We start from the raw sequence: 22,920 nt of genomic DNA, 5'->3' as shown, positions 1-22,920 counted from the left end.
CGTTTTATCCCGCAAATGGCAGTAAAAATGAAAAAAGCAATATAGGGAGGTCGGCCATTTTGGCAGAAAATCAAAAAACAAATTCATACAGCGTACAGGAGGCAGTTTTCCTGTCCCTGCGCAAAAGCATTATGACCCTGAATCTGATGCCGGGAACCACCATGAGCGCGAACGAAATATCTGCGCGTTTCAACGTCAGCCGTACACCGGTGCGCGAGGCGTTTATCCGCCTGGAAAGGGAGGGCCTGGTGAAAATCGTTCCGCAGCGCGAAACAATGGTTTCCAGGATTGACCCTAAGCGCGTAAGTCAGGAACGTTTTTTGCGTGAAAGCCTTGAAATCGCTGCGCTTGAGCCTTTCATAAAAAACTGCAGCCAGAAAAATATTCAGGAGCTTCGCCAGCTTATTGAAAAACAACAAGCAATGTCCGCTGAAAAAGAGTATGCAAAGGTCGTAGATTACGATGACGCATTTCACCGCATTATCTTTGAGGTGGCGGAACAGCCGCTTAGCTGGGAGATCATTGAAAGCATGAGCGGACACTACCGGAGGATTCGGTTACTGACGGTATGGTCGGATGAAATTGTAAAAAAAATTGTAGAACAGCATAATGACCTTGTTCACCAGGCAGAAACCGGAAACCTTGCGTCGGCAAAGGAAGTGTTAAGCCGGCATCTTCGCAAGCTGATCCGGGAAGAAGAAATGTTGATGGAAGAATATCCTAATTTTTTTGAGCGGGAAGAACAAAAGGATCTTTTCGATATTGATTTTGGAGACCTGAATTCGGCTCGGTGATGAAGATTTTTCTTCGTTTATCCGGGTTGCACCCCTTGAGATATTGTTTATTATTAACAAGCAATTCACACCTTGTTTATATAATGCAGAGATTTTGTTGCAATATTGTTGACACTGACATGTAAGAATGATAGGATGCTAGGTAGGCTGATGGTATCCATAATGCCAAATTTATTTGTACGTTTTAAGGAGGAAATTATGAAAAGAACACTTACTGTTTTGCTCGCATCCGCAATGGTTCTTAGCATGGCTGCATGTGGCAGCAAGCCAGCCGGCAACAGCTCTTCTTCGGCCGACAAGGCTCCCGCAGCCGACAGCGCTGCAAGCGGCAATGCGGCCGCAGGCGGCGAAAAAGTTTCTGTAAAATTCGGCAATACAAACGGAGAACAGGATATTCAGACCATGTCTTTGTTTGAAGTTGAAAGAAGACTGGAAGAAGCCACCGATGGAAACTTCTCTGTCGACGTATTCCCGAGTTCCTCTCTCGGCGCGACGGACGACCTGACCGAGCAGGCAATGCAGGGCGCTGCAATTCTTACAATTTCCGATCCCGGTCGTCTGGCATCTTTTGTGAAAGATTATGGTATCATTCAAATGCCCTACATGCTGGAAGACTATAAACTGTTGGACAAGCTTATGGAAACCGACATTTACAAGCAGTGGGAAAAAGAGTTTGAGGATCAGGGGATTAAGCTCGTTACCTCCAACTGGTATTCCGGAGCCCGCCACTTTGTTTGCAACAAGGAAATCAACACTCCTGAAGACCTGAAAGGCCTGAGAATTCGTACGATCGGAAGTGACTTGTTCACTAAGTCTGTTAACGCAATGGGTGCCGTTGCGACCCCGATGGAGTGGTCTGAGGTTTATCCGTCAATTCAGCAAAAAGCTCTTGACGGTGCCGAGGTGCAGACTCCTTCCTCCTATGCATCCCGTCTCTATGAGATCTGCTCCTACACAAATAAGACCGGCCATTTCCAACTGATCGGCAGCGCGGTCACCGGCACAAAATTCTTCGACAGTCTGTCTCCTGAATATCAGCAGCTGTTCACCAAGACCTTCCGTGATGTTGGTACAGAATATCAGGCACAGTGCGTACAGCTCTCCGAGGATTATGAAAAGGATATGGCAGAAAATCATGGCATGACAATTCATGAAGTCGATCCTGCTCCCTTTATTGCGGCAGTACAGCCTGTTTATGAAGAACTGGGTTATTCCCAGCTGAGAGACCAGATTCTTGCTGAATTGAACAAATAATTTGAACTCATCAGAAGATCTATTGGGAGATCGGTTTCCAATAAGAAACCGGTCTCCCATACTAAGATTGGCAGGACATATGTTTCTATCCGGCGGTGTCGATTGCCAAAATGGTGGTGATGTGCCGCACATGAGAACGTGTGCTTTGGAGGTAAACTATGAAAACAGTATTTAAATACTTTTGCAAGATTGAAGAAATTTTCTGTGGCATCAGTTTTATTTCGATTGTGTCTTTGGTGTTTATTTCCGCAGTTGCACGCGGGTTAAACCATCCAATCCCATGGAGTATTGATATCTCCCAGCTACTGCTTGCATGGACGGCTTTTTTGGGTGCGGACGTTGCATTTCGCGAGCATAATCTGGTTGGAATCGATTTGGTCACAAGAAAATTCCCGGTAAAAATGCAAAGATCCATCGAGCTGCTGGTTTTAATATTGATGCTGGTTGCTTTGGTCATCTTTATCATCTTTGGTGTGAAATTGAGTATTGACAGTTACAAACGTGCATTTCAGACTCTGACCCTCAGTTACTCCTTTGTAACGATGAGCCTGCCGGTGGCTTCGGCTTTTATGTCGGTTACCGCAATCAGGCAGATTGTGGAACGCATAAAAACGTTTAATAACTAGGTCTTGAGTCTTTTAAAAGGAGTTGAACGATATGGCACTATTGTTAATCGCGTTTGTAATACTGTTGTTGATAGGTATGCCGATTGCATTCGTAATTGGCATCGCGGGACTGGCGTACTTCTCTGCCACCCCCGATATCCCCTTTTCAATTGCGGTGCAGAGAATTGTAACACAGACCCAGTCATTTGCTTTTTTAGCTGTTCCGTTTTTCATTTTCGCGGGAAACCTGATGAATGAAACCGGAATTACAAAGCGTCTTTTAAGCCTTTCGTCTTTGATTACAAGAAGAATGTACGGCGGTTTGGCGCAGGTCAGCGTGGTAATGAGTACACTGATGGGCGGTGTTTCCGGTTCTGCCACAGCTGACGCTGCGATGGAAACCCGCATTTTAGGCCCGGATATGATTAAAAAGGGTTACCCGAAAGGTTATATTACTGCTGTTAACTGTTTGACCGCATTGATTACGGCAACCATTCCCCCAAGCCTCGGGTTGATTCTGTTTGGTTTTATCGGTGAGGTATCTATCGGCCGCCTGTTCGCCGCCGGCATTATCCCCGGCATCTTAATGATGGTTTTCTTAATGGCGACCGTTACCATCACTTCCAAGAGGAAGGGGTATGATGCTCCTGATCCGAATGTCCCAAAAGCAACCTTCAGTGAGGTCATGGAAAACTTAAAAAGTTCTATCTGGGCACTTTTGTTCCCGATCATCTTAATTGTCGGCATTCGTTTTGGTTTGTTTACTCCTTCAGAAGCCGGTGCTTTTGCGGTTGTGTACGCGCTCATAATTGGCAAATTCGTTTATAAAGAACTGACTTGGGAAAAGTTTAAAAGTGCCCTGCGCACCTCTTTCATTGATAACGGCGCGATTATGCTGATCATTGCTTTATCCGGCCCGTTCAGCTATGCAATCACCTATGTAAAGCTGCCCGTCGCACTCTCAAACTTTATCTTTGGAATTACCGATAACCCTCAGCTGCTGCTGATTATCATGTTGGTTTTCCTGTTTATTTCCGGTATGTTTGTTGACAGCAATGTGAACTTCCTCCTGTTAACTCCGATTTTCCTTCCGATGGTTACGAAACTCGGGGTAGACCCGGTGCACTTCGGCGTTTTAATGGCGACCATTGTTACCATGGGCGTTATGACTCCTCCTGTAGGATCTGCTCTTTATACCGTTTGTGGTATCCTAAAATGCCCGACTGAGGAATATACAAAAGAGGCTTTGCCGTTCTTTTTCGCAATTATGCTGGAAATGTGCATCCTTGTGTTCCTGCCGCAGGTAGTCTTGTTTATCCCGAATCTGATTTTTGGTCCGGCATAAAATCGCATAGTTGGTATTCCAGGATGATGCCGTCAAAAGAGGAATACCGTATTTACGAGTTAAAGCTCTGCCATACGGTATATGGCAGAGCTTTTTGTTTCAAAAATCTGCTGAAGAGGTGAGCAAATGCTGCATGTCATGATTATTGGCGCCGGAGCAATCGCAAGTACACACATCGAGAGCTATCTGGCACTGAAAGACCGAGTTTCCATTGCCGCGATTGCCGATGTAAATCTTGAAAAAGCCCAAAGACTTATGGATGATTATCAGTTAAATGCGCGGGCCTACAGCGATTATAAAGAAGCCTTACGGCAGGAAACGATCGATATTGTCTCCATCTGTGTTCCCCCATCCCTCCATTGTAAAATCGCGGTCGATTGCCTGCATGCAGAGAAACACGTTTTACTGGAGAAGCCGATGGCTTCCTCCCTTGCGGAATGCGATGCGATTCTTGAAGCGGCGCAAAGTGCGCACCGTCTGATTTCGGTTGTGGCGCAAAGCAGGTTTATCTCTTCCACTTACCATATCAAGCAGTTGCTGGATGATGGAATCTGTGGGAAACTGCTGTATTCGCAGGCCTATTCCGTTTGGTGGCGAGGCGGCTGCTATTATGACTTAAGCTGGCGGGGCCGCTGGGAAACAGAAGGCGGAGGATGTACGTTAAACCATGCGGTGCATCACATCGACCTTTTAACCTGGATGGCGGGTATGCCGACTGAAGTCACCGCAATCATGGCTAACCTTGCACATACCAACTCTGAGGTGGAAGACCTCTCCATGGCGCTGCTGCGTTTTGAAAACGGGTCTGTCGGTCAGATCACCAGTTCCCTGGTGCACCATGGAGAACAGCAGCAGATGACCTTCCAGACGGAGCGGGCAGGCATCTCCCTGCCGTTTGATATCCAGTGCAGCAAATCACTGCCAAACGGGTTTCCGGAGCCTGACCCATTGTTCGCGGAAGAACTGTCGAAAAAGTATCACAGCCTGCCGCCTTTAAAATATGAAGGCCACACAGGTCAGATCGATCATTTCATCAATGCGATTGAAAACGGAACTCCGCTCATTACCGACGGGATCGCCGGGCGCAATACCGTAGAAGTCATTATGGCAATTTACAAATCCGCATCAACAGGGATGCCTGCAAAGCTTCCGATTCAAAAAGACGATTCCTTTTATACACAGGAAGGGCTTCAGGCAACAGTTCCGCATTATTATCAGAAAAGCAAATCGATAGATACCCAGCAGCCGGGAAAAATTTCCCTGGCAAGTGAGCGTTTTCATTCCTAAAAATCATGATAAAAAGAGGACTTGCTGATGAAACAGTTTATGGGCAAAGACTTTATGCTCTCAAATTCCACTGCCGTGAGGCTGTTTGAGACTTATGCGAAAAATCAGCCGATTTTTGACTATCACTGTCATTTGAGTGCCAAAGAAATTTATGAAAATAAGCCTTTCAGCAATATTGCCGAGGCGTGGCTCGGGGGCGATCATTATAAATGGCGGCTTATGCGCGCGAACGGGGTTCCCGAAAAATATATAACCGGAGATGCAAACGGTTGGGAAAAGTTCAAGGCATATGCCGAAACGCTTCCTTATGCTGTCGGAAATCCGCTTTACCACTGGTCGCATCTTGAATTGCAGCGCTATTTTGGAATCACGCAGGTACTGAATTCGAACAACGCGCAGGCAATCTGGGAAAAAGCAAACGCAGTCATTCAGAACGGCGGGTTTACCCCGCAGGAACTAATCGCACGTTCAAATGTGTTTGCGATTGTCACGACAGAAGACCCCGCGGATTCGCTGGACTACCATATCCTGCTGCAAAAGGAAAACAAGCTGCAAACCAGGATATCCCCCGCATTCCGGCCTGACCGGGCGCTTTCCGTAGAGGCAGCCGACTATTCCGATTATATGAAAACACTTTCCCATGCGGCCCGTCTTCCCGTTTTCAATTATTCTGAGCTCGAGCAGGCCTTAAAGAAACGAATGGACGATTTTTCAGCGTGCGGGTGTATGGCCAGTGACCATGGGTTTGAATTTGTACCGTTTACACAGGCGACCCCTGAGGATGCACAGCGAATTTTTGCGGACGCAGTAGCAGGAGTTCCCATTTCAGCCGAAGACGCCGAAAAATTCAAAACCGTGTTAATGCTGTTTTTAGGAAGACAGTACAGCCGCCGCGGCTGGGCAATGGAACTTCACATGGGTGCAATGCGCAGCTGCAATTCACGGATGGTGTCCCAAATCGGAGCCAACACCGGATATGATTCCGTTGCGGACCATGCGCAAGCCCATAATGTCGCTGCGCTGCTGAATGAGCTTGACAAGACGAAGCAATGCCCCAAAACGATCCTCTTTACCTTAAATCCCGCAGACAACTATGTGCTTGGCTCGATGACCGGAAATTTTCAGGATGGACAAATCCCGGGAAAAATTCAATTCGGTACGGCATGGTGGTTCCAGGATCACCGCGACGGCATGGAGGAGCAGATGCGTGTGCTGGCAAACACCGGCCTGCTTGGCAGGTTTATCGGCATGCTGACGGATTCCCGCAGCTTTTTGTCCTATCCGCGTCATGAGTATTTCCGCCGTATCCTGTGCAATCTGGTAGGCGGATGGGTGGAAAACGGCGAATTCCCTGGGGACGAGGAGACACTGAAAACCATCATCGAGGGAATCTGCTTCAAAAACGTGAGAAACTATTTAGAAAAGTAACGGTATGCGAAATTGAAAGATCTGTATGTGTAGGAGGAAAACAAAACAATGAATATGACTTTGCGCTGGTTTGGTCCGGGATATGATTCTGTTTCTCTGGAGCAGATCAGACAGATACCGGGTGTCACGGGAGTGGTTACCACCCTTTATGGTTCGGCACCCGGTGAGGTATGGCCGCTTGAGAAAATCCGCGCGCTGAAAAAGACGGTTGAGGACGCGGGATTAAAGATCATGGGAATCGAGAGTGTAAATATCCATGATTCCATTAAAGTCGGCACTCCGGACCGGGAGCAGTACATCGACAACTATATCGCCACATTGGAGCACCTCGGCCAGGAGGGGATTCTGGTCATCTGCTACAATTTTATGCCGGTATTCGACTGGACCCGCTCCGATCTTGCAAAACTGCGCACGGATGGGTCCACCGTGCTGGCTTATCAGCAGAGCGAAATCGACAAGGTAAATCCGACAGATATGTTCGCGTCGATGGATTCCAAATCCAACGGCTTCCTTTTGCCGGGCTGGGAACCGGAACGAATGGCCCGGATCAAGGAGCTGTTTGAACTCTATCAGGGTGTGGACGAAGAGAAGCTGTTTGAGAATCTGGTCTATTTCCTGAACAGGATTATGCCTACCTGTGAAAAATATGGAATCAAAATGGCCATTCATCCGGATGATCCCGCCTGGCCTGTGTTTGGCCTGCCGCGTATCATGACCTGTAAAGAAAACCTTCTGCGGCTGATGAAGGCGGTGGATACGCCCTGCAACAGCGTGACACTTTGCACCGGCTCACTTGGATCGAATCCCCAAAACAACATTCCGGAGATCATCCATGCACTAAAAGGACGCATTTCGTTCGCACACCTTCGCAACATCAGGCACAATGCGCCCGGCGATTTTGAGGAAACGTCCCACCTTTCCTCCGACGGCTCTCTGAATATGTATGCAATTGTAAAGGCGCTTCATGAGATCGGATTTGACGGTATCACCCGTCCTGACCACGGACGCGCCGTATGGGGTGAAGTCTCTATGCCGGGTTACGGGCTGTATGACCGCGCAATGGGGGCCTGTTATCTGAATGGCCTGTGGGAAGCAGTTTCAAAATCACGCTGATGGGAAGCGGTCAAGATTCTCATGGATTCTGTAAAATGCCAGGACCCGCCCTGCGTCATGATTGGCGCAGGGCGGGTCTTATTTGGAATACAATCAACCTTTTTCTTTTGGTTTGAAAATGGATGCAATCAGCAGCGAGAAGAAGACTGCGGCCGCGACGCCGGCAGCGGAAGCCGTAAATCCCCCGGTGAGTATACCGAGCACGCCATCTTCCGCAACCGCTTTTTTAACGCCCTTGGCAAGCAGGCTGCCAAACCCGAGCAGAGGTACGCTGGCCCCCGCGCCGGCAAAATCGATCAGCTTTTGATACCAGCCCAGACCGCCGAGGATGACGCCCGCTACGACATAGGAGGTGAGAATGCGGGCGGGAGTCAGCTTGGTATAATCAATTAAAACCTGCCCGATTGCACAGATAATGCCGCCTACCACAAACGCTTTCAATAAATCGACTAAAACACTCATGATACCCGGCCTCCTGTCTTTTGTGATGAGATATAAACCAGATGGGCAATCGATGCAATACTTTCCCCCTGCTGTACTACGGTCGGGCTCATCAGGGCGCCCGTCGCGATAAACAAAATATCGTTGAGCTGCCCTTTGCGCATCAATGGGAAAATATGCCCGCACATCACAGATGCGGAGCATCCGCATCCGCTGCCGCCGGAGTGGACGTCCTGTTTTTCCATATTGTAGAGCATCAGGCCGCAGTCGGTATGAGCATGTTCCAGATGATAGCCATCCTGCTGCATCAGTTCGCGCAGCAGCTTGGTTCCGACCTTTCCGAGATCTCCGGTGATAATCAGGTCAAAATTTTCGGCATTTGTCTGCGTGTCCGCGAAAAACCGCTTCAGCGTCATTGCGGCGGCCGGCGCCATCGCGGCGCCCATGTTATTCGCATCTTTGATTCCCAGATCCTCAATGGTCCCCACGGTCGCCGCACGGACAAACGGCGGCGTATCCCCCTTTTCCAGTACAGCGGCGCCAGCGGCTGTTGCTGTCCATTGGGCGGTCGGGGTACGCTGGCCGCCATATTCAAGCGGATAACGGAACTGCCGTTCAGCAGAACAGAAATGAGACGATGTGCAGGCGATTGCTTTGTTGATCGCTCCCGACTCCAGAAAGACCGACGCCACCGTCAGGCTTTCCGCCATGGTGGAGCATGCGCCGTAAAGTCCGATAAGCGGTATTCCCAGATCGCGAAGTCCGTAGCTGCTTCCCACGCACTGGTTGAGCAGGTCGCCCGCAAAGATGCACTCTATCTCCGCATTGGAGAAATTTGCTTTCTCCAGCGCTTTGTTGACGGCGTCCTTCTGCATCCTGCTTTCCGCCTTTTCCCAGCTCGATTCCCCGAAGTAACTGTCGTCGCTGGTCATATCAAACATATTCCCGAGCGGGCCCTCCGCTTCTTTTTTGCCGCCGACCGCTGAAGATGCGCAGACACTGGGGGGATCGTCAAACAAAATCGTATAGTTTCCTTTTCGCTGTGCCATATAGCGCCTCCTCAGTAAAGTTTAAACAGGTAGATAATCAGGCCGTAAATCACGCTGGCACTGATTCCATAAACGATTACCGGGCCTGCGATGATAAACATTTTGGCACCAAGACCCAATACATAGCCCTCGCTCTTAAACTCCAAAGCGGGAGCCGCCATAGAATTGGCGAAACCGGTGATCGGTACCAGCGTCCCTGCGCCTGCCACTTTCGCAATATTATCGTAAACGTTCAGGCCTGTCAGCAAGACCGACAGAAATACCAGCGATACCGATACGGCCGCTGCCGCGGTGTCCTTGTCCATCCCGTTATTTTGAAACAGGAGCGATAATGCCTGCCCAAGCGCGCAGATCAGACCGCCGATCAAAAACGCCATCGTAATATTTTTCCCCGACGGCGAATTCGGCGATGCTTTTTTTGACAGCCGATCATATTCTTCCGGAGTCATTTTCATCTATCATTCCACCTTAATACAAAATCTGCTTCTGTATCTTCTGCAAAAAAATTAGTTTTATTCTTCGGTTGCTATTTCGACAAATTATTGATATAATAATTAGCGGATTTCAATAAGTGGTGACAGCCTGATGTTCAGGTCGTTTTCAGGCAGCTGTAGGAAAAGTTTTGATTCCTGCCATCTTTGGATGTGCGGGAATGGTTTTGTTTCTGGCAGCTGTCGTAAATTTGTTGGGAGGTTTTTGTTGTGCCTGCAAAAGTAGTAGTCGGTGTTCAATGGGGTGACGAGGGCAAGGGCAAAATCATCGATATCCTCGCTTCCCGTGCTCAGGTGGTTGTGCGCTCGCAGGGCGGTAACAACGCCGGGCATACAGTGGAAAGTAATGGTGAGACTTATAAGCTCCAGCTGATCCCCTCAGGCGTTCTCTATCCGAATACCCTTTGCCTGCTGGGCAGCGGCGTGGTAATTGATCCCGTTCATATTCTCAAGGAGATCGACGGGCTGGAATCACGCGGCATTTCCTGTGACCATCTTCGCATCGATCCGCGTGCGCATCTGATTATGCCATGGCATCTGGCGCTGGACGGGCTCAGCGAAAAAATGCGCGGGGACTCAAAAATCGGCACGACAAAAAAGGGGATCGGACCCTGCTATATGGATAAGGCGGAGCGCTCCGGCCTTCGCATTTATGATCTGGTGCATCCCGAAGTTTTTGCGCAGAAGGCAAGAATTACCGGGGAAATCAAAAACCGCCTGCTGACGGATTTTTATAAAGAACAGCCTCTGGATCTGGACGCGATCATTGAGCAGTATATTGCCTGCGGAAAACGCCTGAAGAACTATGTGGCAGATGTTTCCGTGCTTGCCTACAATGCCATCCGCGAGGGCAAAGAAGTGCTGTTTGAGGGCGCACAGGGTACCCTGTTGGACATTGATGTCGGCACCTATCCGTATGTTACCAGCTCCCATCCTATTTCCGGCGGCGTCTGCGTCGGCAGCGGGATCGGCCCCACGCTGATTGACGAAGTGATCGGCGCCGCAAAGGCCTATACCACCCGCGTCGGGGAAGGGCCTTTCCCCACCGAGCTGTTTGATGAAATGGGAGATAAAATCCGCAATCTCGGCCATGAGTTCGGTACGGTCACCGGCCGCCCCAGACGCTGCGGCTGGTTTGATTCGGTCATTATGCGCCATTCGGTGCGTGTCAACGGGCTGACCGCCATCGCCCTGAACAAGGTGGATACATTAAGCAATCTTGGAACCCTCAAAGTGTGCGTGGCTTACAAGAAGGCGGACGGCACCATCATCCGTGATTTCCCACCAACAATCGATGAACTTGCCGAGTGCAAACCGGTTTACGAGGAAATCGAAGGGTTTGAAGGAGACCTGTCTAAATGCAAATCCTATGACGAACTTCCCGCCGCCTGCAAGCATTATGTGGAAAAGCTGGAGCATATCTGCGAATGCCCGATCAAAATGGTCGGCGTAGGGCCTGCGAGGGACCAGAATCTGGAGCGGTAATTCCTGACTATAAAAAAGCCCTTTGCGGCTTGCGGCACAGCCGGTATCCGAAGGGTATCGGCTGTTTTTTATCAATAAACTTTCTACAGAGAGGGCTGCAATGATGAACTATGACTGGCTTGACGAATACTGCTTATCCAAAAGAGGGGTCCAGAAAGAGTTTAAAGCAGATTGGAACGCGACCCGGTATATGCTGAACGGTAAAATGTTCGCCATGCACGGCGGGGACAAGGAAGGAAAACCAATTATCACCGTCAAACTGGACCCCATGTTCGGACAGCTGTTGAGAAACCAGTACCGTGACATTGTCCCCGGTTATTATATGAACAAGGAGCACTGGAACTCCCTTTATCTTGAGGGGGACGTTCCGGATGAAGTTTTGAGGGATATGCTGGATCAGGCATATCAGATTGTGCTGAAATCCCTGAGTAAAAAACTGCAGACGGAAATATGCGGCTAAACAGGAAAAAAGAACCGGCGGGGCGCTTGCCCCGCCGGTTCTTTTGTTTTATTTTAAAAAATGGCATTTATTTGTAGTTTGGGGTTTCGGAAACATAACGGCGGTTTTTAATATGATGTACTGTAGGGTCCCATGCGATCCTCATCCTGCAAGAAAGGAGTACAATATGATGAACAACCGGCAAATGGTCAGTTATCTCGACGCCTATAAAAGCAGCCATGATATTGACCAGTTGAAAAAAACTTTTTACAGTCTGGGCGAAAAAGACCGGAAGAGAGCAGCCGCACAGCTAAACGACCCAAACCTTACGTTTCCTACGTTCTATACGCTGCTGCCGGAAATCGATACGCTGGACTTATATCCCCTGCTGAATCTGCGCAATACAACAGCATGTAAAGTTTGTTCCAAAGCATTGAGGAATGAAGTCCTCGCGGAGCATCTCAACACTGCAAGTCAGGCAACCAATGAGCAGAACTATCATGTGTTAAAATGGATGTTTAACACCGGCTGGAGGGAAGACGGCTTCAGCAATCAGTTTGATCAGGTTCTGGATGTAACAACGGCGCTCCTGATCAAAAAATATAAAGATCAAAGCATCCTTCCAACAGTAGTCAATGAAATCTTTGAACGCAACAGAAAAGGGTACTATATCCATGATTTGGTATGGTGCTTTTATGAAACGCGCAATCCTTATGCGTTAAAATTAGCGGCACGCTATTTGCGCTCCAATAATCCGGAGGATGTAAAACTGGCAAGCGAACTTTTGCACTATACGTCCGAGGAGGAAGAAGAAATTCACGGAAACCCGGAAAGAAAATATGAATCCTACCTGAACTGGTTTCAAGAAAACCAGCCATATCTGTATTTTACAGGAGAAAACCTGCAGTGTTCCAGCGAACCGCGGGCTTTCAAAGTAGACCTCGACGCAAAATATCTTTCCAAAAAGAGACTGTCGGCAAGTCAGAAAAAGCCTTACTCGCTGACAAAATTTGAACAGGAAAAGCTTGAGCAGTTCCACCAGACAAAAGACTCCGACCGAAAGCTGCTTGCAAAATATTCCAAGCAAATTTACAGCAAAAACCCGCAGCAATGGAAAGAATGGATGCACGCTGATATCAATCAGCAGGTAAAATACGCGAAAGGCCAAGGGAGGGAAGCGCAATGATCTTCATCGGGAATCAGCAAATTGATGTTTCCACCATCAGCAGCGGTTATCCTGCCGGCAGCGTTGAACGGGAAATCCTGACAAAGATGAATGCAGGCAGTGAAAGATATGAGTACAGTACGGTCGCGCAGCTGCAGTTTGAGCTGAAGCTTCGCAGGGAAATTATCAACGCGGCAAATGAGCTTTACCGAAGCCGGATGGCTTTTAAAGTATTCCGGGATTCGATATGCAACCCCCGCTATTGGAACCGCATGAATGACGGCGGTTTTTCGCTCAAGGAAGGCGTCCGCCCGAGTGAGGCAATTCAGGATATCTTCATAAACAGTTCCCTCTACGGAACCGAATGTGCCACCGCAATGGTGATCGTTTATTACAAAGCCCTGCTCAACGTTTTCCCCGCAAATCAGTTTGACAGAATGTTCCCAAAAATCTATTTGATGAACTGGCACCAGATTGATCCCCTGCTAAGGGAAATCGGTCTGATGAGAAGCGTCAGCGATTTCCTGCCCGGGGACCGGCTATACTTCATGAACCCGGATGTCGACCCGACAACTCCCGAATGGCAGGGCGAAAATGTCATTGATATGGGCAACGGGCTCTATTACGGACACGGTATCGGCAAGTACAACGCAGCGGTCATCATCGATGCCTTAAATCAAAACCGGAAAGAGGATGCCGATGAATCAGCCTATCTGATGGATTCGGCCGGGCGTCCCAATTTTAAAAAGTTTGCTGATCTATACGAGAGAGGGCTTGCAGCCGCTTAACAGGAATGGCCGGCTTGCTTTGCCCTTTGTAAAAATAGAAAGCCTATGCGGTATGATCGATTGCCGCACAGGCTTTTCATTCTGATTATTTGGTTTTCAGCGCAGAATCAAAGGCTGTCTGGGAAGCGCTGAAATTGATTCCGCGGACATAGGCACAGCTCTCTGTGGCGCCGAATTCACGCTCCATCCCGCTGTCTTCCCATTCCACGGAAAGAGGGCCGCTGTATCCCATCTGGTTCAGCTCCCGTATGATTCCGTCAAAATCGACATCCCCGTGCCCAACGGAGACAAAATTCCAGCCGCGGCGCGTATCGCCGAACATCAGATGCGATCCCAATACACCTGCGCGCTCGTCTCTCGTGATTTTCACATCCTTCATATGTACATGATAGATACGGTCGGCAAAATCGCGCAAAAAAATCAGTTCATTGACTCCCTGCCATACCAGATGGCTCGGGTCATAATTGAGACCAAGCGTCTCCCGATAACCGAACTTTTCCAGCAGGCGTTTGGTGCTGTAATAGTCATAGGCAATTTCTGTCGGGTGCACTTCTAGCGCAAATTTCACACCGCACTCATCGAACACGTCAAAAATCGGCGTCCAAAGGTCATAAATCTTTTGGTAGCCATCCTCCACCATCTGTTCCGTTGTCTGTGGATAAGCATACCAGAAACTCCAGATCGGGCTGCCTGTGAAGCAGGTCACGACTTTGACGCCCATTTTCTGTGCCGCCCTCGCGGTATTTTTCATTTCTTCAACCGCCCAGCCCCGGATCGCCTCCGGTTGGCCCGCCAAAGCCGGCGGCGCAAAATTATCCAGCCGCGAATCCCAGATATCCCCCACGCACTGGCCTGTCAGATGGGCAGACAGCGCATAACATTCCAGCTGATGCTTCGCGAGCGTTTCTTTCAGCCATGGGATATACCCGGCGTCGTTCAGCGCCTTGGTAACATCAAAATGCGCGTGGCAGGCAAGCTCCAGCCCTTCATAGCCCATTTTCTTTGCCAAAACGCACAGTTCCTCAAGTCCCAAATCCCCAAACTGCCCGGTTGCGAGCGTAATTGGTCTTGCCATACGAATTCCCCCTTATGATTCAACAGTCATAGTTTTTCCGGTTTTCGCAGACTCCATTGCCGCAAATACCGCTTTCATGGCGCTCAGCGCATCCTCGCCGGAAATTTCCGGCTGCGTCCCATTGATCAGGCTTTCCATAAACAAATCAATCACGCCGGATTTTGTCTGGTGATCATTTGTCTGAATTTGGTCAATCTCATAAAATGTGCGCTGCCCGTCCCGCGATTCCACGACCATCGAATAATTGGGATCGGCATAAAGCCTCATGACCCCGTCGGTTCCGTAGAGTACAGTGGAATTCTCTTCACTGCCGTAGTTAGTCCAGCTGGCGGTCATCGTACCGACGGCTCCGCCGTCCATTTTAAAAATGCAGATTGCGTTATCATCCACTCCCACAAGCATTCCATCCGGCCCGCGCTTATCAATTGTGCTGACAAATGCCTGCACCTCTTTCACCTTTTGCCCGGTCAGATACTGAATCAGATCGGTTTTGTGAATGCCAAGGTCTGCCATAGCGCCGAGCATAGCGGATTTCTTATCGAAAAACCAGGTCTGTTTTCCGTCAATCGCCCAGTTTTCCGGGCCGCTGTGCGCAAAAATCGTCCGGAAGGTCAGCACCCGGCCGATTACGCCCTGCCGAATCAGGTCCCGGGCCTTGATATGCGCTTTTGCAAGGCGCTGGTTGTGCCCGACCATTAAAAACCTGCCGCAGGCTCTGGCCGTATCCACCATTGCCTGGCAATCCTCAAGTGTGGTCGCCATCGGTTTTTCGCAGAGCACATGTTTCCCCGCTTTCAAGGCCGCGATTGCGATTTCCGCATGCGTCACATTGGCCGAACAGACGCTGACCGCGTCAATCGCGGGGTCCGCCAGCAGAGACTGATAGCTTTCATAAACCGTTCCCCCGTATCGGGATGACAGTTCCATAGCCCGTACCGTGTTGATGTCATAATAGCCCGCAAGCTTTGCCTGCGGATGCGCGGCATATTCCGGAAGATGCCGCACCTGGGCAATCTTGCCGCAGCCGATGATGCCGATTTGAAACATACTCCAACCCCCAGTTATTTATTTTTCTTTTTGCTCTGCGCCAGCACGGCAATGATGATGATAATCCCCCTCACCAGTCCGTTGAGGAACGGCGGCACATTTGCCATAATCAGCACGGTATTGATGATGCGCAGCATTAATACGCCCAGGAACGTGCCGATGATCTTACCCTTCCCCCCCGACATGCTGGTGCCGCCGATTGCGACAGCCGCAATCGCGTCCATCTCATAGCCGTCTCCAGCGCTTGCCGCCTGAATTGCCGTCAGGCGCGAAGCAAGCAGAAATGCGCTTAAACCGGACAAGAGCCCCGCATAGGAAAAAATCAGGAATTTTACCCGGTCGACATTGATGCCGGACAGCCGGGCAGACAGTTCATTGGAACCGACGGCGTATACATAACGTCCAAATTTGACGTGATTCATCAGGAGGCTTGTGATCACGGTGATCATCACAAAGAAGAGAAGCAGATTTGGAAACCCCAGTGTTTTTCCCGCCGCCACCATCCGGAAGGACTCATACATTTCGCTGCTGACGGTAAACGGCCCTCCCTGTCCCAGCTGGTTGATAATCGACCGGTAGGCGGACATGGTCGCCAGTGTCACAATGAACGGGGCAATATTGCCTTTCGTAACCAGCAGCCCGTTGACAGCGCCAAGCGCCAGCCCCATGGCCAGACAAAACAGCATGGTTAGCAGAATGCTTTTTGTAGCGTTGAGCACATAAACGGAAAGTCCCGAAATAATCGCAACAGTCGAGCCGGTGGAAAGGTCGATCATACCGGCTGTGATGACCAGACTCATCCCCATCGCACAGATTCCAATGATCGCGCCCTGAACAAACTGGTTGGTTAGATTGTTCCAGGACAGGAACGAGGGATTGACACAAACGGCTACAATCATCAGCAGGATAAACGAAAGCCAGTGGCTGTAATTGGTGGTAATATTGCGCCAGCGCAAACTCATGGATTCTTTTGACAGTTCCAGCTTATTCATCTTCGCACCTCCAAATTAGACCCCGTGGAATATGCCATCATGGACACTTCCGTCAGGCTGCTTCGCGGAATGTCCCCGTTGACGCGCCCTTTGTACATCACAATACAGCGGTCCGCGATATGCCAGATTTCCGGAAACTCTGTGGAAAAGACAAGGATGCTCTTCCCCTGCCGCGCAAGCTCCACAATCAGCTTGTAGATCTGGTACTTTGCGCCCACGTCGATTCCCTGCGTCGGGTTATCCATGATAAAAACGTCGGCATCGGTTTCAAGCCACCGCCCCACGATCACCTTCTGCTGGTTGCCGCCGGAAAGGGAAGTAATCGGGTCCTTTGGGCTGTCAACTTTAATTTCCAGCTTTTTTCTGTTTCCCTCAAAGCTCTGGCGCTCTACTTTTTCATGAACAGCCATCCCTTTTCGGATCACAAAACCAGCCATTGAGTGGTTGTTCTGAATGCTCAAGTCCGGAAAAATCCCCCGCTCTTTCCGGTTGCAGGGCACCATGGCAATTCCGCTGCGCATCGCATTGCGGATTGTCACCGGTTTCAGCCTGCGCCCGTTCAGTACAATTTCTCCCGTGCTTGCAGATGCGCCAAACAGCGCCTCGGCCAGCTCGGCGGACCCTGCCCCCTGCAAACCCGTAACAGCGATCACTTCGCCCCTGTGCAGTTCAAAGCTGACATCGTGAAAGGTCTTTCCCGTCAGTCCCCTGACCGACAGAACCACTTCGGTATCCGCCGGAGAGCAGCTATCGTCTTTCAGATTTGCGTCTACAAACGCTTTTCCGATCAGCAGCTCCGTTGCCCCGTGTTCGTCAATCTCGGCAAAATGACCGCTCTGAATGAACATCCCGTCACGCAGAACCGTATATTTGTCGCAGACGGCAAACAGCTCGGGCATTTTATGCGAAATATAAATAAAGCTGACTCCCTGCTGTTTGAGCGCGCGCATGATTTCAAATAGGTTTTCAATTTCATGGTTGTTCAGCGCGGTCGTCGGTTCATCCATAATAATCAGTTCCGAGCGGAACAGCAGCGCCTTAGCAATTTCCACCAGCTGCTTCTGCGCCTGATCGAGCTGGGAAACAACGCTTACGGCATTGATCTTCACGTTCATGCCATCCAAAACTTCCTGTGCCCTGCGCGCCATTTCTTTCTTGTTGATGAGGCAGCCATTCCGAAGGATTTCTTCACCAAGATACATATTTTCGTAAACGGTCAGGTCGTTGCAGAGATTCAGTTCCTGATGGATAAAGCGGATGCCAAGCATGGTGGATTTTCTGGGGGTCATGTGCTCCATTTTTTTGCCGTCGATAAAAATCTCCCCGCTGGTGGGAGGGAAGGTCCCCGAAAGCACATTCATCAGCGTCGTTTTGCCGGCGCCGTTCTCCCCCAGAAGGCCATGAATCTCTCCCGGGCCGACAGAAAAGCTGACGTCTGTCAGCGCCTTGACTGGCCCGAACTCCTTGCTGATTTGTTTCATCTCTAAAAACATTGCTGCACAGCCCTTCCTTTTCCTCGGTCGTCACGGTCTGCAAACAAAAGGGCCGGCCGACAACCTTCGGCCGGCCCGATCATCCTCAAACAGATGCGGTATCAGATGCTGTAACGTGTCTGATATTCCTCGGACTGCATATAGGCATCCACATTGGAAGCATCCACCATCTCTGTCGGAAGCAGATAGTGATCCTCCAGCGTCTTGCCCTGAAGCACTTCCACGCCCTTATCCACCGCGTCGCGGATCATTGCCGGGCTGAAGGTATAGGTCATCAGCGACAGCCCTTCGACACCGGAATCTTTGAAGATGGTAACATTCTCTTTACGCCCGCCTACGCCGGAAAGCAGACGGATATCCAGTTTCGCGGAGCCGTTATAGTTCTTGATCGCATCGATGATTCCCAGCATCGGTTCGTCATCATGGCAGAAAATGCCTTTGATCGATTCAATTTCTTCCGGGGTCTTGGTGTTCAGGAAGTTTTCCATCTGTTCCATCGCGGTCTGGCGCTGCCAGCCGGTATCGAATGCCTGAACGATCTGGAAGTTCGGGTCGGCGGTTTTCTGGAACCCATTGCTGCGCTGCATCGGAACGGTCGAGGAGTCGCCCTTGAATTCCAGCAGACTGACTTTGCCCTTGGCAAGGTCGTCTTTGAAGAAGTTGTTGAAGTAGGTGCCGGATTCCTCACCGATTTTATCGTTGTCACCCATGATCCAGCAGGTGGGGGTAAACCCTTCGATCAGGCGGTCATAGATGATGAGCGGCACGCCCGCATCCTGCACCGCCTGCGCCGCGCTGCGCAGTTCGTTTCCGGTGATCGGCCACAGGACGATACAGTCCGGATTCATTCCCAGAATGGTTTCCACCGCGTTGGACTGCTCGCTGCTCTCCGCGGCGGTCATGAATTTGTAGTCAAAGCCGTACTTCTCCGCCATCGCCTTGACTTCCATTTCCGCGTGTTTAATGCTCTCCGCCGTAAAACCGTGGTCCGCGCTTGGCGTCACAACGCCCAGCATCTTGCCTTTCAGGCTTTCCCCTTCACCGGCGGAAGCAGCCTCGGAGCTGGACGGCGCCTCTGATTTTGATTCCGGAGCGGAAGATGCCGGCGCGGGAGCCGCACTTGATGCGGGAGCCGCCCCACCGCAGGCTGCCATGGAAACGCTTATTGCCGCTGTCATCAATAGTGCCAATAATTTTCTCATTTTCTTTCCTCCTAAATAATTATTCATCACCAGCTTTATAAAACGCCGATGAGTCGCGCAAAATTAATTTATGCTCCAGGAACACCGCCCCGCCTTTTTCGCCGGTCGCAATCTGACGCAGCAGCATTGTGGCGCTCACCTTCCCCAAGGAGTAGCAGGGCTGGGACACCGTGGTCAGCATCGGCTTGAACATCGAAGCGTATTCCACATCGTCAAAGCCTACCACCGTAAGGTCCTGCGGCACATCCAGCCCCAATTCATTTGCCGCGCGGATAGCGCCAAGGGCAATCATATCAGAAATGCAAAATACCGCTGTGGGGCGGTCTTTTAAACAGAGTAGTTCCCACACAGCCCTCACACCGCTCAGAAAATTATAATCATCATCCGCATAAGCTAAATACCGTTCATCCGGCTGCAAACCCGCCTGTTCCAAAGCACTTTTATAGCCTTCCTCACGCTGCAGGGTGGAGATAAAGCGGTTTGTACTGCCGACAAATCCAATTTGCCTGTGCCCGAGGTTCAGCAGATGGCGCAGCACCTGGCGCGCGGCCTCAAAATTATCAATCGAAACATGCGGAATTTCTTCATCCCCGCAATATTCACAGCACTGGACGACCGGATAGGTTCTCGCCAGCTTGGTGACAGTCAGGCTGTCCCTTTCCGTTGCCAGAAAAATCGCGCCGTCGGCCCTGCCGCTGCGAAGCAGATTCAAAAACTCCTGCTCACGCGTTTTATCCGAATTGGTAATGCACAGGATGGTGGTGTAATCCTGCCGGCGCGCGGTATCCTCAATTCCGGAAACAATGGAAGAATAGTACGGATTGGTGATATTCGGAATCAGCACCAGAAGCATGCGGCTTTCTTTTCTCCGCAGATTACGTCCCCACACATTGGGCTGGTAATGAAACTTGGCAATCGCGGCGTTAACCCGCTCGGCGGTTTCAGCGGTAACGGTTCCTTTTCCATTGATTACGCGCGATACGGTTGCCACCGAAACGCCCGCTTCCTTTGCAACATCAGCTATTGTACTCATAAAGACCCCTCTCGATCATGTAAACGATTACGAAAAATTTACATGGTTACCCCTGTAAACCACTTCAATTTTCCTGTAAAGCCCCTCATTTTACAGGAAAAGGCTTTTCATTTACACTAGCCTTATTTTTCCAAAAAGTCAATAGCAGTTCGATATTCTGACTATTTTTGCAATTATGTAATAGATTACAATTAAATGATTCGATAAAATCCGATTTTTTAGTAGTTTCTAAACAAATTATTACCGGTTTATGTAATGGATTACATTGACAGTATATTGATTTGAACCGATAATGTCAACATGATTCCCAATTATTTTTTGATATTTCCTTTTTTTCTATATGGTTTCTATAATATGCAGTTGATTTTTATGCACTTTACCATGACTAAATGATGCAGCAACATGTCTGATCTGAATAGAGACAGAAAAAGAGCCCGCTTTTGCAGGCTCTTTTTTACTGTTGACATCAATTTTTATTTTTCCGGGAATTCTTCCTGCAGTTGGTCCCGCACAGTCTCGGATTCGGTATCCACAATCGGCAGGGCGCCGCAATAGCAGTAACTGTGCAGATAGTCACCCTGCAAAAACGAATCGTTGGGTTCCCCCGCTTCCAGCCGGGCGCTCCCCCCTAGTTTACTGACATTGATTCGGGCTGTGACTGCTGCCGTGTCAATCGTGTCGGCAATCGCCGTAATGCCGGTCCGCCGCGGCCCGATTTCCGTCGGGCAGAAGATGCCGGCGCGAGTATTGGCCGCGATTCCCGCATAGCAGGAATAAACCGTATAAATCTGCTGTTCATCCGCCCGGCAGCGCAGTAAGTTGCACACGATACCCGCCCTGGAATCCGGCACCGCGATGATCTGCGCCCCAAGCGCCTTGGCAATCCGGAAATTCTCAAAGTAATAAACGTCGGAACCGATAATGACGCCCAGCTTTCCCATCTGCGTATCAATGATCTCAATCTGGCTGGAGGGCTCCACACCGAGCTGCCGGTCCAGCCCGACAATATTCGTTTTTCCCTGTGCACCGACGGTACTGCCGTCCGGCGCAAAAACCATACTGCTGTTGATCAGGCTTCCCTGTTCAAGCAAAAGTGTGGTACCGGCGACCAGATAAACCTTTTTCAGCCGCGCAATGGTACTGAAGGTGTACACATAGGTTTCATAGATCATATGATGAAACGCTTCCAGCATCCATTTCGCCCATTTGGGATGCAGCCTGAGCCCATCGGGGTCAGACAGGCCGCCTCCCAGAACCGTGCGGCGCAGCAGCGATTCCATACCGGGCACAAGCGTCAGAGGCGCAAGCCCGATATATTCGGGGAACACCACCATCTGTGCACCCTCTTCCACCGCCTGTGCGGTCAGGGACAGCATTTCATCCAAAAACTCCCGCAGATGATGATAACGGCGGTGCGTAAGCTGCACTGCGCACACCCGCACAGTCTCCGGCGTGACGTATTCCAGATTGTTTTTCGGTTCACCCACCCTGGACTCCAAATAATCCGTAATCTTCTTGGGGGTTATACGGAAGGACATCCAAAATGCGAGCAGATTCAAAATCAGTTTCCACATCTGACTATCTCCCCAGTTCAGCGGCATAATTCTGCACAAGCCGGTTATTCAGGCCCTCGATGATCTGGAATTGGGAGCGGATGTCATCCAGCCGGACCAGATTCAGTCCGAACCTCAGCGGAAGGTTGCGCGTGCGCCGCACCAGATAGCCGTCTTTGCTGCGGGTGAGCGGTGCGGGGCAGGCTACCGCGCAGTTCCCGCACATAATGCCTATGACATATAGATTATTGGTCTGCGCCGCGTTCCAGACAGACGCCATCAGGCGCTGGGGGGTGTCATCCACCGGATCGAGATGCTGGATGCTGACTACAACATCGGCACCCTTCAGCGCGGCTGCCCGCACTGTTTCCGGATGCAGGATATCCGCGTCCACGCAAAGGCAGAGATTCCCCAGTTCGGTATGCACCACCTCCACCTGATCCGCCGGTTTCAGCGTTCCCCGCATCGGCATTGCAAGATGGATGGCCGGCTGGCGGCAAAGCGGGTTTCCGTCCGGCCCGAAGAGCGCAAGGCAGAGGTTATCCTTATGCACGACCAGCCCGCTGACAAGCCAGACTTCGTGGCGTTTGGCGTATTCGGAACAGCCGCGCAGATGCCGGTTGACCTCCGGCCGCCCTGCATGCACGGTGTCATCAGACAGCAGAACCAGGCGTGTTCCGTCGGACGGCGGCTGCCAGGGCATTACCACTTCCGTTACCACATTATCCAAACCCGTCCCCCACTTTCGACAATTTATTTAACTGACATTATACCGTTTTTCCGATTAAAATGCAAAAAAATAACGAGCATAATGCCCGTTATCAGGAAAAATAATCTGGAG

The 22,920-nt window shown here is 50.3% G+C and carries 22 protein-coding genes; 11 read left to right on the top strand and 11 right to left on the bottom strand.

Going from position 1 to position 22,920, the window contains the following annotated elements; translation table 11 throughout:
* The first annotated feature begins 59 nt into the window (after nt 1-59).
* The 7 genes from C1A10_RS12140 to uxuA all read left to right on the top strand — a co-directional run bounded on the left by C1A10_RS12140 (nt 60) and on the right by uxuA (nt 7,826).
* On the top strand, nt 60-794 hold the full coding sequence (locus C1A10_RS12140; protein ID WP_180951123.1) for a GntR family transcriptional regulator: 735 nt from the start codon (nt 60-62) through the stop codon (nt 792-794).
* Between the two features lie 198 nt (nt 795-992).
* Nucleotides 993-2,048 carry a C4-dicarboxylate TRAP transporter substrate-binding protein gene (locus tag C1A10_RS12135; protein WP_101910509.1) on the top strand — a complete coding sequence of 352 codons (1,056 nt, stop codon included), beginning with the start codon at nt 993-995 and terminating at the stop codon, nt 2,046-2,048.
* Nucleotides 2,049-2,206: 158 nt separating this feature from the next.
* Nucleotides 2,207-2,674 carry a TRAP transporter small permease gene (locus C1A10_RS12130; RefSeq protein ID WP_101910508.1) on the top strand — a complete coding sequence of 156 codons (468 nt, stop codon included), beginning with the start codon at nt 2,207-2,209 and terminating at the stop codon, nt 2,672-2,674.
* A 31-nt stretch (nt 2,675-2,705) separates the two neighbouring features.
* A complete protein-coding gene (locus C1A10_RS12125; protein ID WP_101910507.1) occupies nt 2,706-3,998 on the top strand; it encodes a TRAP transporter large permease in 1,293 nt (430 codons plus the stop codon).
* Nucleotides 3,999-4,124: 126 nt separating this feature from the next.
* Complete coding sequence (locus tag C1A10_RS12120; protein WP_101910506.1) at nt 4,125-5,285, top strand: Gfo/Idh/MocA family protein; 1,161 nt, start codon at nt 4,125-4,127, stop codon at nt 5,283-5,285.
* Between the two features lie 27 nt (nt 5,286-5,312).
* Nucleotides 5,313-6,713 (top strand): glucuronate isomerase, encoded by a 1,401-nt coding sequence (gene uxaC / locus C1A10_RS12115; RefSeq protein ID WP_101910505.1) that lies wholly within the window; start codon nt 5,313-5,315, stop codon nt 6,711-6,713.
* A 48-nt stretch (nt 6,714-6,761) separates the two neighbouring features.
* The gene (gene uxuA / locus C1A10_RS12110; RefSeq protein WP_101910504.1) at nt 6,762-7,826 is read left to right on the top strand and encodes a mannonate dehydratase; all 1,065 of its coding nucleotides are present in this window, start codon (nt 6,762-6,764) and stop codon (nt 7,824-7,826) included.
* A gap of 93 nt (nt 7,827-7,919) precedes the next feature.
* Here uxuA and spoVAE read toward each other — a convergent pair whose 3' ends face one another.
* From spoVAE to spoVAC, 3 genes are read right to left on the bottom strand one after another with little or no spacing between them, the layout of a single operon-like run.
* Nucleotides 7,920-8,288 carry a stage V sporulation protein AE gene (spoVAE, locus tag C1A10_RS12105; protein ID WP_101910503.1) on the bottom strand — a complete coding sequence of 123 codons (369 nt, stop codon included), beginning with the start codon at nt 8,286-8,288 and terminating at the stop codon, nt 7,920-7,922.
* Nucleotides 8,285-9,316, bottom strand: coding sequence for a stage V sporulation protein AD (gene spoVAD, locus C1A10_RS12100; protein WP_101910502.1), 1,032 nt, complete (start codon nt 9,314-9,316; stop codon nt 8,285-8,287). The genes spoVAE and spoVAD overlap by 4 nt, the downstream gene beginning before the upstream one ends.
* A gap of 11 nt (nt 9,317-9,327) precedes the next feature.
* A complete protein-coding gene (gene spoVAC / locus C1A10_RS12095; protein ID WP_101910501.1) occupies nt 9,328-9,771 on the bottom strand; it encodes a stage V sporulation protein AC in 444 nt (147 codons plus the stop codon).
* Between the two features lie 246 nt (nt 9,772-10,017).
* Here spoVAC and C1A10_RS12090 point away from each other — a divergent pair, with 246 nt between their 5' ends.
* The 4 genes from C1A10_RS12090 (at nt 10,018) to C1A10_RS12075 (ending at nt 13,684) form a co-directional block, all read left to right on the top strand.
* Nucleotides 10,018-11,292: an adenylosuccinate synthase gene (locus C1A10_RS12090; protein WP_101910500.1), complete on the top strand. Its 1,275-nt coding sequence runs from the start codon at nt 10,018-10,020 to the stop codon at nt 11,290-11,292.
* Nucleotides 11,293-11,395: 103 nt separating this feature from the next.
* Nucleotides 11,396-11,752, top strand: a complete 357-nt coding sequence (locus C1A10_RS12085; protein WP_101911651.1) for an MmcQ/YjbR family DNA-binding protein — start codon at nt 11,396-11,398, stop codon at nt 11,750-11,752.
* 169 nt (nt 11,753-11,921) lie between these two features.
* On the top strand, nt 11,922-12,917 hold the full coding sequence (locus C1A10_RS12080) for a hypothetical protein (RefSeq protein WP_101910499.1): 996 nt from the start codon (nt 11,922-11,924) through the stop codon (nt 12,915-12,917).
* Nucleotides 12,914-13,684, top strand: coding sequence for a protein-glutamine gamma-glutamyltransferase (locus C1A10_RS12075; RefSeq protein ID WP_101910498.1), 771 nt, complete (start codon nt 12,914-12,916; stop codon nt 13,682-13,684). Before C1A10_RS12080 ends, C1A10_RS12075 begins: the two co-directional genes overlap by 4 nt.
* Before the next feature lie 85 nt (nt 13,685-13,769).
* Here C1A10_RS12075 and C1A10_RS12070 read toward each other — a convergent pair whose 3' ends face one another.
* The 8 genes from C1A10_RS12070 to C1A10_RS12035 all read right to left on the bottom strand — a co-directional run bounded on the left by C1A10_RS12070 (nt 13,770) and on the right by C1A10_RS12035 (nt 22,800).
* Nucleotides 13,770-14,759 (bottom strand): sugar phosphate isomerase/epimerase family protein, encoded by a 990-nt coding sequence (locus C1A10_RS12070; RefSeq protein WP_101910497.1) that lies wholly within the window; start codon nt 14,757-14,759, stop codon nt 13,770-13,772.
* 12 nt (nt 14,760-14,771) lie between these two features.
* Nucleotides 14,772-15,806, bottom strand: a complete 1,035-nt coding sequence (locus C1A10_RS12065) for a Gfo/Idh/MocA family protein (RefSeq protein WP_101910496.1) — start codon at nt 15,804-15,806, stop codon at nt 14,772-14,774.
* 14 nt (nt 15,807-15,820) lie between these two features.
* Nucleotides 15,821-16,798, bottom strand: a complete 978-nt coding sequence (locus C1A10_RS12060; RefSeq protein WP_101910495.1) for an ABC transporter permease — start codon at nt 16,796-16,798, stop codon at nt 15,821-15,823.
* Nucleotides 16,795-18,291: a sugar ABC transporter ATP-binding protein gene (locus C1A10_RS12055; protein ID WP_101910494.1), complete on the bottom strand. Its 1,497-nt coding sequence runs from the start codon at nt 18,289-18,291 to the stop codon at nt 16,795-16,797. Before C1A10_RS12055 ends, C1A10_RS12060 begins: the two co-directional genes overlap by 4 nt.
* A gap of 101 nt (nt 18,292-18,392) precedes the next feature.
* Nucleotides 18,393-19,493, bottom strand: coding sequence for a substrate-binding domain-containing protein (locus tag C1A10_RS12050; protein ID WP_101910493.1), 1,101 nt, complete (start codon nt 19,491-19,493; stop codon nt 18,393-18,395).
* 19 nt (nt 19,494-19,512) lie between these two features.
* The gene (locus C1A10_RS12045; protein ID WP_101910492.1) at nt 19,513-20,526 is read right to left on the bottom strand and encodes a LacI family DNA-binding transcriptional regulator; all 1,014 of its coding nucleotides are present in this window, start codon (nt 20,524-20,526) and stop codon (nt 19,513-19,515) included.
* Nucleotides 20,527-20,999: 473 nt separating this feature from the next.
* The gene (locus tag C1A10_RS12040) at nt 21,000-22,100 is read right to left on the bottom strand and encodes a nitrilase-related carbon-nitrogen hydrolase (RefSeq protein ID WP_180951122.1); all 1,101 of its coding nucleotides are present in this window, start codon (nt 22,098-22,100) and stop codon (nt 21,000-21,002) included.
* 4 nt (nt 22,101-22,104) lie between these two features.
* On the bottom strand, nt 22,105-22,800 hold the full coding sequence (locus C1A10_RS12035; RefSeq protein WP_341456937.1) for a nitrilase-related carbon-nitrogen hydrolase: 696 nt from the start codon (nt 22,798-22,800) through the stop codon (nt 22,105-22,107).
* Nucleotides 22,801-22,920: the final 120 nt, after the last annotated feature.

Origin of the sequence: Marasmitruncus massiliensis, from assembly GCF_900186535.1 — a bacterium.
In the GTDB taxonomy this organism is placed as follows: domain Bacteria; phylum Bacillota; class Clostridia; order Oscillospirales; family Ruminococcaceae; genus Anaerotruncus; species Anaerotruncus massiliensis_A.
The sequence above is the reverse complement of the archived record's forward strand: the minus strand, read 5'-3'. Positions and strand labels throughout refer to the sequence as shown.

Excerpts from the sequence above, each read along its gene's own strand:
- C1A10_RS12135 (WP_101910509.1), top strand. The coding sequence starts at position 993 with ATGAAAAGAACACTTACTGTTTTGCTCGCATCCGCAATGGTTCTTAGC.
- C1A10_RS12130 (WP_101910508.1), top strand. The coding sequence starts at position 2,207 with ATGAAAACAGTATTTAAATACTTTTGCAAGATTGAAGAAATTTTCTGT.
- C1A10_RS12125 (WP_101910507.1), top strand. The coding sequence starts at position 2,706 with ATGGCACTATTGTTAATCGCGTTTGTAATACTGTTGTTGATAGGTATG.
- C1A10_RS12120 (WP_101910506.1), top strand. The coding sequence starts at position 4,125 with ATGCTGCATGTCATGATTATTGGCGCCGGAGCAATCGCAAGTACACAC.
- uxaC (WP_101910505.1), top strand. The coding sequence starts at position 5,313 with ATGAAACAGTTTATGGGCAAAGACTTTATGCTCTCAAATTCCACTGCC.
- uxuA (WP_101910504.1), top strand. The coding sequence starts at position 6,762 with ATGAATATGACTTTGCGCTGGTTTGGTCCGGGATATGATTCTGTTTCT.
- spoVAE (WP_101910503.1), bottom strand. The coding sequence starts at position 8,288 with ATGAGTGTTTTAGTCGATTTATTGAAAGCGTTTGTGGTAGGCGGCATT.
- spoVAD (WP_101910502.1), bottom strand. The coding sequence starts at position 9,316 with ATGGCACAGCGAAAAGGAAACTATACGATTTTGTTTGACGATCCCCCC.
- spoVAC (WP_101910501.1), bottom strand. The coding sequence starts at position 9,771 with ATGAAAATGACTCCGGAAGAATATGATCGGCTGTCAAAAAAAGCATCG.
- C1A10_RS12085 (WP_101911651.1), top strand. The coding sequence starts at position 11,396 with ATGAACTATGACTGGCTTGACGAATACTGCTTATCCAAAAGAGGGGTC.
- C1A10_RS12080 (WP_101910499.1), top strand. The coding sequence starts at position 11,922 with ATGAACAACCGGCAAATGGTCAGTTATCTCGACGCCTATAAAAGCAGC.
- C1A10_RS12075 (WP_101910498.1), top strand. The coding sequence starts at position 12,914 with ATGATCTTCATCGGGAATCAGCAAATTGATGTTTCCACCATCAGCAGC.
- C1A10_RS12070 (WP_101910497.1), bottom strand. The coding sequence starts at position 14,759 with ATGGCAAGACCAATTACGCTCGCAACCGGGCAGTTTGGGGATTTGGGA.
- C1A10_RS12065 (WP_101910496.1), bottom strand. The coding sequence starts at position 15,806 with ATGTTTCAAATCGGCATCATCGGCTGCGGCAAGATTGCCCAGGTGCGG.
- C1A10_RS12060 (WP_101910495.1), bottom strand. The coding sequence starts at position 16,798 with ATGAATAAGCTGGAACTGTCAAAAGAATCCATGAGTTTGCGCTGGCGC.
- C1A10_RS12055 (WP_101910494.1), bottom strand. The coding sequence starts at position 18,291 with ATGTTTTTAGAGATGAAACAAATCAGCAAGGAGTTCGGGCCAGTCAAG.
- C1A10_RS12050 (WP_101910493.1), bottom strand. The coding sequence starts at position 19,493 with ATGAGAAAATTATTGGCACTATTGATGACAGCGGCAATAAGCGTTTCC.
- C1A10_RS12045 (WP_101910492.1), bottom strand. The coding sequence starts at position 20,526 with ATGAGTACAATAGCTGATGTTGCAAAGGAAGCGGGCGTTTCGGTGGCA.
- C1A10_RS12040 (WP_180951122.1), bottom strand. The coding sequence starts at position 22,100 with ATGTGGAAACTGATTTTGAATCTGCTCGCATTTTGGATGTCCTTCCGT.